At 49.8% G+C, this 9,073-nt stretch carries 11 protein-coding genes; 10 read left to right on the forward strand and 1 reads right to left on the reverse strand.

All coding sequences use genetic code 11. The features are described 5' to 3' along the window. From HMPREF3139_RS11295 to HMPREF3139_RS08550, 5 genes are all read left to right on the forward strand, one after another. Positions 1-453 (forward strand): DNA translocase FtsK (locus HMPREF3139_RS11295; protein WP_283127017.1); only part of this gene is annotated, 453 nt, incomplete at its 5' end. Between the two features lie 347 nt (positions 454-800). Further along, complete coding sequence (locus HMPREF3139_RS11300) at positions 801-1,064, forward strand: aquaporin (protein WP_283123660.1); 264 nt, start codon at positions 801-803, stop codon at positions 1,062-1,064. Then, positions 1,040-1,495 (forward strand): aquaporin, encoded by a 456-nt coding sequence (locus tag HMPREF3139_RS08540; protein ID WP_283123661.1) that lies wholly within the window; start codon positions 1,040-1,042, stop codon positions 1,493-1,495. Before HMPREF3139_RS11300 ends, HMPREF3139_RS08540 begins: the two co-directional genes overlap by 25 nt. 147 nt (positions 1,496-1,642) lie before the next feature. Continuing rightward, positions 1,643-1,975 carry a hypothetical protein gene (locus HMPREF3139_RS08545; RefSeq protein WP_049344250.1) on the forward strand — a complete coding sequence of 111 codons (333 nt, stop codon included), beginning with the start codon at positions 1,643-1,645 and terminating at the stop codon, positions 1,973-1,975. Continuing rightward, positions 1,963-2,241 carry an NF038104 family lipoprotein gene (locus HMPREF3139_RS08550; RefSeq protein WP_070461594.1) on the forward strand — a complete coding sequence of 93 codons (279 nt, stop codon included), beginning with the start codon at positions 1,963-1,965 and terminating at the stop codon, positions 2,239-2,241. Before HMPREF3139_RS08545 ends, HMPREF3139_RS08550 begins: the two co-directional genes overlap by 13 nt. 59 nt (positions 2,242-2,300) lie before the next feature. Here the strand turns inward: HMPREF3139_RS08550 and radC are convergent, their stop codons facing one another. Continuing rightward, on the reverse strand, positions 2,301-2,975 hold the full coding sequence (gene radC / locus HMPREF3139_RS08555; RefSeq protein WP_039862480.1) for a RadC family protein: 675 nt from the start codon (positions 2,973-2,975) through the stop codon (positions 2,301-2,303). 475 nt (positions 2,976-3,450) lie between these two features. Between radC and potA the strand changes: the two genes are divergently transcribed. The 5 genes from potA to trxB all read left to right on the forward strand — a co-directional run bounded on the left by potA (position 3,451) and on the right by trxB (position 8,946). Then, a complete protein-coding gene (gene potA, locus HMPREF3139_RS08560; protein WP_004520791.1) occupies positions 3,451-4,575 on the forward strand; it encodes an ABC transporter ATP-binding protein in 1,125 nt (374 codons plus the stop codon). Positions 4,576-4,590: 15 nt separating this feature from the next. Continuing rightward, complete coding sequence (locus HMPREF3139_RS08565; protein WP_004520792.1) at positions 4,591-5,556, forward strand: ABC transporter permease subunit; 966 nt, start codon at positions 4,591-4,593, stop codon at positions 5,554-5,556. Next, positions 5,556-6,443, forward strand: a complete 888-nt coding sequence (locus HMPREF3139_RS08570; protein WP_063076460.1) for an ABC transporter permease subunit — start codon at positions 5,556-5,558, stop codon at positions 6,441-6,443. The genes HMPREF3139_RS08565 and HMPREF3139_RS08570 overlap by 1 nt, the downstream gene beginning before the upstream one ends. Positions 6,444-6,591: 148 nt before the next feature. Further along, complete coding sequence (locus tag HMPREF3139_RS08575) at positions 6,592-7,887, forward strand: NAD(P)/FAD-dependent oxidoreductase (RefSeq protein WP_070461595.1); 1,296 nt, start codon at positions 6,592-6,594, stop codon at positions 7,885-7,887. Positions 7,888-7,995: 108 nt separating this feature from the next. Continuing rightward, positions 7,996-8,946 carry a thioredoxin-disulfide reductase gene (gene trxB / locus HMPREF3139_RS08580; RefSeq protein ID WP_049329772.1) on the forward strand — a complete coding sequence of 317 codons (951 nt, stop codon included), beginning with the start codon at positions 7,996-7,998 and terminating at the stop codon, positions 8,944-8,946. The last annotated feature ends 127 nt before the right edge of the window (positions 8,947-9,073 follow it).

Below are 9,073 nucleotides of genomic sequence, written 5' to 3' on the forward strand. Positions count from 1 at the left end.
AAAATCGACAGCCGCACGATTCTTGACCAAATGGGCGCGGAAAACCTGCTCGGCCAAGGCGATATGCTGTTCCAGCTACCCGGTACCAACTATCCGCAACGTGTACACGGCGCATTCGCCTCCGACAATGAAGTTCACCGCGTAGTGGAATACCTGAAACAATTTGGCGCACCCGACTATATCGACGATATTTTGAGCAACGGTTCCACCGAAGACTTTACCGGCACCAGCCGCAGCAACGACAGCGACCTCGACCCCATGTATGACGAAGCCGTTTCCGTTGTCTTGAAATCGCGTAAGGCCAGCATTTCCAATATCCAACGCCAACTGCGCATCGGCTACAACCGCGCCGCCCGCCTGATTGAACAAATGGAAGCCGATGGTATTGTTTCCTCGGCGGAAAACAACGGCAACCGCACCATCTTGGCGCAAAGCAGCGACCATCTAGATTAATTTATCCTTGCTTAAAATTAAGGCCGTCTGAAAACTTTTCAGACGGCCTTTTTAAATCAGATATGGTTCAGCAATTCCAATCAAATAAACAAGCAAATAAGTAATCTATAAACAACATTTCTTACAAATCTAAATGCTTTTACATTGACGGTATTTGCTTCATAAATAAACAAAGTTCAATCAACCAAACTCTACCTGCAAAATGCATATTTCTACCCGTTTGTCGCCATTTTCAGACGGCCTTTTGTCAGGACTAGAAAAAACAGGTAAATCCATTTTTCGATTAGAAACAATATTATTATGATTCATGCCTTCGGCAACACCCCACCCTTTACGAGGAAAAACAAATGAAAAAATATTTTGCAGAATTTTTCGGCACTTTCTGGCTGGTATTCGGCGGCTGCGGCAGCGCAGTTTTGGCAGCAGCTTACCCTGAGCTTGGCATTGGTTTTGCCGGTGTCGCTTTAGCATTCGGTTTGACCGTACTGACCATGGCTTACGCCGTTGGCCACATTTCCGGCGGCCACTTCAATCCTGCCGTTTCCGTCGGCCTTTTCATCGGCGGCCGTTTCAACGGTAAAGACCTGTGCCTTACATCGTATCCCAAGTGATCGGTGCGATTACCGCTGCGGGCGTTCTGTATCTGATTGCTTCCGGTAAAACCGGTTTTGATGCTGTTGCTTCCGGCTTTGCCAGCAACGGTTTCGGCGAGCACTCTCCTAACGGTTACGACATGATGGCTGCTTTGCTGATCGAGTTCGTACTGACCGCATTCTTCCTGATCATCATCATGGGTTCTACCGACAAACTGGCTCCGGCCAGCTTTGCCCCTATCGCCATCGGTCTGGGTCTGACCCTGATTCACTTAATCAGCATTCCTGTAACCAATACTTCCGTTAACCCTGCACGCTCTACCGGCGTTGCCTTGTTCCAAGGCGGCTGGGCTGTTGAACAATTGTGGTTGTTCTGGTTGGCTCCTATTGCCGGCGCAGCAGTTGGCGCGGCTATTTACCGCTTCGTTTTGGCTAATGACGACAAATAATCTTGACGGAATGACATTCCCGGTGCGGCTGATACTCTAAACCGACTGCACCCAAGTTGCCGAGACACAAACGCACCGCCTGACTCAGACGGTGCGTTTGTTTTTGCCATGTTACAATACTTTCTTTTCCCACATTCTCAAACCATCATGCAAACCTTACCTTTTCAAACCGATATCGCTGACAGAATGCTGGTCAATACCGAAAACGAAACCATCCATCCCGATGCCGTATTCGTACAAACGCAAAACGGCTATTGGATTGCTTGGCACAACCAACAGGCCGCCCTGCTTGCCCCCGACACACCACCCGATATTCCCTGCTTTTGGGTAAAAGGCGCAGAAAGCCTGGAAGAGCTGGTAAGCATGGTAGAAAACGGCGAATTTGACGAAGTTGAAGAATTTGACGGTGATGATGATGCTTGGCAAGAAGCACTCGGATGCGGCCATCATCACGAAGGACACTGCGGATGCAGCCATTGAGATGCACAAAACGCCTGCTTCCGGCACTTGCCCTTTGTCTGACGCTTAACGGCTGCGTTATAGGCGCGGCTGTCGATTTGGCTGCCACAACCGTCCTGACTGCCGGAAAATTGGTCGTCAAAGGAACGGGGGCAGTGATTGATGCCGCCATTCCCGACAGTAAAAAAGACAAGGATAAAGAAAAAGAGAAGGAAAAGAGCAAAGAAAAGCCAAAATCGGAAGAAATCGTCTATAAGGAAGATTCATCCGACGAAGTAGAGCAATAATCCTTTAGACGGCCTCAGTAAGGTAACCAATCCTACTGAGGCCGTCTGAACATTCATCCTTACATATAGCCCTGTTCGCGCAAAGAGCAGGTTTCTTTTGCCGTCACGATAAAATGGTCCAACAGCGTAATATCGACCAAACTTAAAGCCTGTTTCAAACGCTCTGTAAACTGCACATCAGATTCAGACGGCCTTCCCGAACCACCCGGATGATTGTGTGCCAAAATCAAACTGTCGGCGTATTCATCCAATGCCAATTTGACGATTTCACGGATATAAACCGTGTTTTCCGCCACCGTACCACGCGACAATTCCCGTACCGCAATCAATTGATTTTGACGGTTGAGAAGCAAAGCAACGCTGACCTCGATTTTTTCATGCCCAAGATGCAGGCGCAGATAATCCGCAACCGATTTCGGGTTTGACAGAACCATCTGCTCCTGCAAATCCTCACCCAAAATCCGCCGCCCGATTTCTTTGACCACTGCAAATTGAGTATAGCTCGCCAAGCCCATGCCCTTATAAGCAGCGAGTGTTTTGGCATCCGCACTCATCAGCTTCCCCAAACTGCCAAACTCGCTCAACAAATAACGAGCCAAATCGACCGCGCTCATACCGCGCGTTCCGACACGCAACAAAATCGCCAGCAACTCCGCATCACTCAACGCCGCCGCACCATGCGCCAAGAGCTTCTCGCGCGGCCGTTCCCCTTCAGGCCATTCTTTGATACTCATGTTTTCCCTTTTATTCATATAGCGGATTTAGTTTTTATTTAGAACAAAACCATCTTGCCCGCATAAAACGCAATCCGCACGATTTTATTAAAATTAATGCAATTTGCGTATTTTATTCTATCTTAAATTATTTTTTAAGACATTTAAATATAAATTAAACCCTTTTGTGCAGAAAAACAACGTTACCCATTTTTGCTATCCTGTTCCCCTGCCTGCCTTTCCTTTCCTATTTGTTTCAAATCAGCCGCTACAAGCATTTTCATATTGCCCCTATGAGGCTTAGGCTAATATAATATTGAGTTTGCCGAGAGCAAAAGCTGAGGCTTAAACTGCTTTCTATCCACGCTGCCCGTGCGCTTTACAAGAGTTTCAGACGGCCTCCGTCCAACTCCCGCCAGCAATCAAACAGCTTTTTATCACCCATTCGAAAATCCGTTTTGCCGGTACTCGTCTTTCTTTTTGGAGTATTGCCATTATGACCGCAACCACTGCGTCTTCAGCCAAACCTTATTTGCAAATCCAAGGCTTGGTGAAAAAGTTTGGTGACAATTACGCTGTCGATAACATCGACTTGGACATTTACCAACATGAAATCTTTGCCCTTTTGGGCAGTTCAGGCAGTGGCAAATCCACGCTGCTGCGCATGTTGGCAGGCATGGAAAGCCCAAACCAGGGCAAAATCATTCTCGACGGCCAAGACATTACCAAGCTTGCTCCGTATGAGCGCCCAATCAACATGATGTTCCAAAGCTATGCCCTGTTCCCGCACATGAGCGTTGAACAAAACATCGCTTTTGGTCTGAAACAAGACAAAATGCCTAAAGGCGAAATCGACGCCCGCGTCGAAGAAATGTTGCGCCTGGTGCAAATGACCAAATACGCCAAACGCAAGCCGCACCAACTCTCCGGCGGCCAGCAACAGCGTATCGCTTTAGCGCGCAGCCTGGCGAAACGTCCTAAAATCCTGCTGCTTGACGAACCTTTGGGCGCACTCGATAAAAAACTACGCCAACAAACCCAACTGGAATTGGTCAACACGCTGGAACAAGTCGGCGTAACCTGCATCATGGTTACCCACGACCAAGAAGAAGCGATGACCATGGCTACCCGTATCGCCATTATGTCTGACGGCCAATTGCGCCAAGTCGGCACCCCTAGCGACGTGTACGACTACCCTAACAGTCGCTTTACCGCCGAATTTATCGGCGAAACCAATATTTTTGACGGTGTCGTTGTTGACGACCGCGCCGATTTCTCTATCGTCAAATGTGACGGCTTGGAAAACCACGTCCGCATCGACCACGGCCTGGGCGTTCCGAACGAGCATGAAATCTGGATCAGTATCCGCCCTGAAGATATTGATTTGCATAAAGAAAAACCAGAACATTTGGGCGCACACAACTGGGCTCAAGGCACAGTCAAAGAAATTGCCTACTTGGGCAGCTTTGCGATTTACCACATCAAACTCGCCAACGGCCGTGTTGTCAAAAGCCAAGTTCCCGCACCTTATTGGTATGTGCGTAACATTACGCCACCGACTTGGGACGAGACCGTCTATATCAGCTGGCCTGAAAACCAACCTACGCCTCTGTACAGTTAATTTGAGGGAAATGCAATGGACCTTAAAAAACTGAAAAAGAAACTGTTTCGCCGTCCTGGACAACGTGCAGTTATTGCCGTACCGTATATTTGGCTTTTGATTCTGTTTCTGATTCCGTTCGCCATCGTATTGAAAATCAGCTTTGCCGAACAAGAAATCGCTATTCCGCCATTTACGCCACTGACAACGATTGATGAAGACTTAGGCCGTCTAAACATTGCCATCAGCTATCAGAACTACGCCGACATCTTCCAAAACTTTTGGAATACGCTCAATCCGTTTGGCGACAGTGAAAACAGCAATATCTATCTGATGACCTACTGGTCTTCGATTAAGACCGCGCTGACGACGACCATCATCTGCCTGCTGATTGGTTATCCGACCGCTTATGCCATTTCACGCGCCAATCCGGCTGCGCGCAACGGCCTGCTGTTGGCAATCATGCTGCCTTTCTGGACCTCTTTCCTGTTGCGTGTTTACGCATGGATGGGCTTATTGGGTCACAACGGCATCATCAACAATTTCTTAATCAAATACGGAATCATCAGCGAGCCTTTAGACCTGTTCTACAATGCTTTCTCGCTGAATTTGGTGATGGTTTACGCCTATTTGCCGTTTATGATTTTGCCGCTGTACACACAACTGGTAAAACTGGACAACCGTCTGCTCGAAGCCGCTTCCGACTTGGGCGCAGGTCCGATCAAATCGTTCTTTACCATTACCCTGCCTTTATCCAAAACAGGCATCATCGCAGGCTCTATGCTGGTCTTCGTGCCGGCCGTCGGCGAATTTGTGATTCCTGAATTGGTGGGAGGTTCTGAAAACCTGATGATCGGTAAAGTATTGTGGCAGGCATTCTTCGACCAAAACAACTGGCCGCTGGCTTCTGCCGTCGCCGTCGTTATGGTTGCCCTGCTGGTTGTACCGATTGCCCTGTTCCAGCACTATGAAAACCGCGAATTGGAAGAAGGAGGCAAATAATGCAGAAAACCAAATTATCCTGGTTCTTGAAACTGATGCTCCTGCTCTCGCTGGCATTCCTCTATATTCCGCTGGTGGTTTTGGTCGTCTATTCTTTCAATGAATCCAAACTGGTTACCGTTTGGGGCGGTTTTTCAACCAAATGGTACGGCGCATTGATGGAAAACGACACCATCTTGGAAGCAGCCTGGCTGTCATTGCGTATCGCCATCGTTTCCTCACTTGCCGCCGTGGCACTCGGCACATTGGCTGGTTACGCCATGGCGCGTATCAAACGCTTCCGCGGCAGCACCCTGTTTGCCGGTATGATTTCCGCGCCTATGGTGATGCCTGATGTGATTACCGGTTTGTCCATGCTGCTGTTGATTATTCAGGTGCAAATGTTCCTGCAAGGCAGTGAATTGCTGCAATCGCTCTACTTCGATCGCGGCTTCTTCACTATCTTCCTTGGCCACACCACGCTTTGCATGGCGTACATTACCGTCGTTATCCGTTCGCGCTTGGTGGAATTGGACCAATCCTTGGAAGAAGCCGCTATGGACTTGGGTGCCCGTCCGCTGAAGATTTTCTTCGTGATTACCCTGCCGTTGATTGCCCCTGCGATTGCTTCCGGCTTCCTCTTGGGCATTACCCTGTCTTTGGACGACTTGGTAATTACCTCTTTCCTGTCAGGCCCGGGTTCATCGACATTGCCGCAAGTAATTTTCTCCAAAATCAAACTCGGTCTTGACCCTCAGATGAACGTTTTGGCAACCATCCTGATCGGTATCATCGGTACGCTGGTGATTGTCGTCAACTACTGGATGATGCGTCAGGCAACCAAACGGGAACGCGAGGCTGCCGAAGCCTACCGCCAAGAAAAATTGGCAGCCGAGAAAGCCGCCTAATATGCAGACAGGCTGTCCGATAAAGTGTCGGAACAGCCTGTTTTATTAACTGCATCTTATCCTTTCAGACGGCCTGAACCCAAACCCACATTCCAGGCCGTCTGAAAACCAATTTCAATGAAGTGAAAACCAACCTAAAGCTCAAATCATGATCAATCCCAGCTTCAAAGAATACCTTCCTTCCTACTATGTCAGCACGGCTAATCCCCATCCGTCTTATCCGACGCAGGAAGGCCGTCTGAAAACTGAAACCTGCGTTATCGGCGGTGGCCTGTCCGGCTTATGCACCGCCCTACCGCTTGCCGAAAACGGCCATGAAGTCATCGTACTTGAAGCCGCCCGTATCGGTTTCGGCGCATCAGGCCGCAGCGGCGGACAAGTCATCAGCGACTTTGCCTGCGGCATGGAAGAAATCGAAAAACAAGTCGGTTTGGAACAGGCTCAATGGTTCTGGCAGCAATCTCTGCAAGCCGTTGAACTGGTTGACTCCCGCATTCAAAAACACAATATCCAATGCGATTGGCAACGCGGCTACGCTACCGTCGCCGTCCGTCCTCAGCATTGGGAAGAATTGCAACAATGGCACGAACACGCTCAAAAACATTATGGCGCAAGCCATTACCAGCTTTGGGATAAAGCCACGCTGAAGCAGCAACTTGCCAGCGATATGTATCAAGGCGCGCAATTTGATCCTTTATCCGGCCACTTACACCCACTCAATTACACCCTAGGCATTGCCAAAGCGGCAACCGATGCAGAAGCACAACTTTTTGAGCAATCCCCGATGACGCGTATCGAGCCATGCGATAACGGCTGGCTGGTTCATACGCCCAATGGCAGTGTTGAGTGCAAAAACCTCGTTTATGCCGTCAATACTTATGCAGGCTTACACCCAAAATTCAAAGTATTGGAACAAAAAGCCATTGCAGTCAGCACCTTTATCATCGCCACCGAGCCACTGTGCGAACGCGCCAAAGACCTGATCCGCAATAATATGGCCATCTGCGACAACCGCCACGTCCTCGACTACTACCGCCTCAGCGCCGACGGCCGCCTGCTCTTCGGCGGCAAAGACAACGAGTTTATCGATGACCCTGACCGCATGACTGAACTCGTCCGCCAAGATATGCTGAAAGTTTTCCCGCAACTTGCCGATATCAGAATCGAGCATTCTTGGGGCGGCGAATGCGACATTACGCGCAACCTCGCCCCACATTTCGGCCGCCTCGCCCCTACCGTTTTCTACGCCCAAGGCTATTCCGGACACGGCATGGCGATTACCGGCATTGCCGGTTTGGCGATTGCCGAAGCCATCATGGGCGATGACGGCCGTCTGAAACCTTTCGAGCAACTGCGCCACAGCAACATCATCACCCAACCATTCCTGCGCAAACTCGGCTCTTTTCTCGGCTCAAAATACTATCAATGGAAAGACAGCCACTAAACCCAAGCAACAAACATATTTCAGACGGCGGCAGATTCAAGTAAAATTCAGGCCGTCTGAAAGCTTAGATACGACAAAATTCAATCATTCATCAGCAAGGAAACCATTATGAGCAACCATCACAAACTCATCATCCTCGGCTCCGGCCCCGCCGGCTATACTGCCGCCGTCTACGCTGCCCGCGCCAATCTCAACCCTGTGATCATTACCGGCGTTGAGCAAGGCGGACAACTGATGACCACCACCGAAGTGGACAACTGGCCTGCCGATGCCGAAGGCGTACAAGGTCCGGAACTGATGGCCCGTTTCCAGGCTCATGCCGAACGCTTCGGTACTGAAATGATTTTCGACCAAATCCACACCGTTGATTTGCAAAACCGTCCGTTTACCCTTAAAGGCGATATGGGCGAATACACCTGCGATGCACTCATCGTTGCCACCGGCGCTTCCGCCAAATATTTAGGTTTGCCAAGCGAAGAAACCTTTGCCGGCAAAGGCGTTTCCGCCTGCGCAACTTGCGATGGTTTCTTCTACAAAAAACAAGATGTTGCCGTAGTCGGCGGTGGCAATACCGCTGTGGAAGAAGCCCTCTACCTTGCCAATATCGCCAACACCGTTACCCTGATTCACCGCCGCGACAGCTTCCGCGCCGAGAAAATCATGGTGGACAAACTGATGCAACGCGTCGAAGAAGGCAAAATCATCCTCAAGCTCAACAGCTCGGTTGACGAAATCTTGGGCGACGAAAGCGGCGTTACCGGTGCACGCCTGAAACACAATGACGGCAGCACTGAAGAAATCGCTGTAAAAGGCGTTTTCATCGCCATCGGCCACAAACCCAACACCGACATCTTCAAAGGTCAACTTGATATGGATGAAACTGGCTACCTGAAAACCAAAGGTGGTACCGGTGACAATGTCGGCGCAACCAATATCGAAGGCGTATGGGCGGCAGGCGACGTCAAAGACCATACCTACCGTCAAGCCATCACCAGCGCAGCTTCCGGCTGCCAAGCTGCGCTTGATGCCGAACGTTGGCTCGACCGCCACGGCGTATGAGCCTCTAAGCTACGTCCTATTCTTTAAAACATAATCAAAAGGCCATCTGAAATTTCAGACGGCCTGAGACCTTTGCAAAATTCCTTTCCCCCAACAGCCGAAACCTAAACACAGGTTTTCGGCTGTT

The sequence above is a fragment of the Neisseria sp. HMSC15G01 genome (assembly GCF_001808255.1).
GTDB classification, from domain to species: Bacteria; Pseudomonadota; Gammaproteobacteria; order Burkholderiales; family Neisseriaceae; genus Neisseria; species Neisseria subflava_A.

Bases quoted from the DNA above. Each gene is read 5' to 3' on its own strand.
- radC (WP_039862480.1), bottom strand. From the start codon at position 2,975: ATGAGTATCAAAGAATGGCCTGAAGGGGAACGGCCGCGCGAGAAGCTC.
- HMPREF3139_RS08570 (WP_063076460.1), top strand. From the start codon at position 5,556: ATGCAGAAAACCAAATTATCCTGGTTCTTGAAACTGATGCTCCTGCTC.
- HMPREF3139_RS11300 (WP_283123660.1), top strand. From the start codon at position 801: ATGAAAAAATATTTTGCAGAATTTTTCGGCACTTTCTGGCTGGTATTC.
- HMPREF3139_RS08550 (WP_070461594.1), top strand. From the start codon at position 1,963: ATGCAGCCATTGAGATGCACAAAACGCCTGCTTCCGGCACTTGCCCTT.
- HMPREF3139_RS08565 (WP_004520792.1), top strand. From the start codon at position 4,591: ATGGACCTTAAAAAACTGAAAAAGAAACTGTTTCGCCGTCCTGGACAA.
- trxB (WP_049329772.1), top strand. From the start codon at position 7,996: ATGAGCAACCATCACAAACTCATCATCCTCGGCTCCGGCCCCGCCGGC.
- HMPREF3139_RS08545 (WP_049344250.1), top strand. From the start codon at position 1,643: ATGCAAACCTTACCTTTTCAAACCGATATCGCTGACAGAATGCTGGTC.
- potA (WP_004520791.1), top strand. From the start codon at position 3,451: ATGACCGCAACCACTGCGTCTTCAGCCAAACCTTATTTGCAAATCCAA.
- HMPREF3139_RS08575 (WP_070461595.1), top strand. From the start codon at position 6,592: ATGATCAATCCCAGCTTCAAAGAATACCTTCCTTCCTACTATGTCAGC.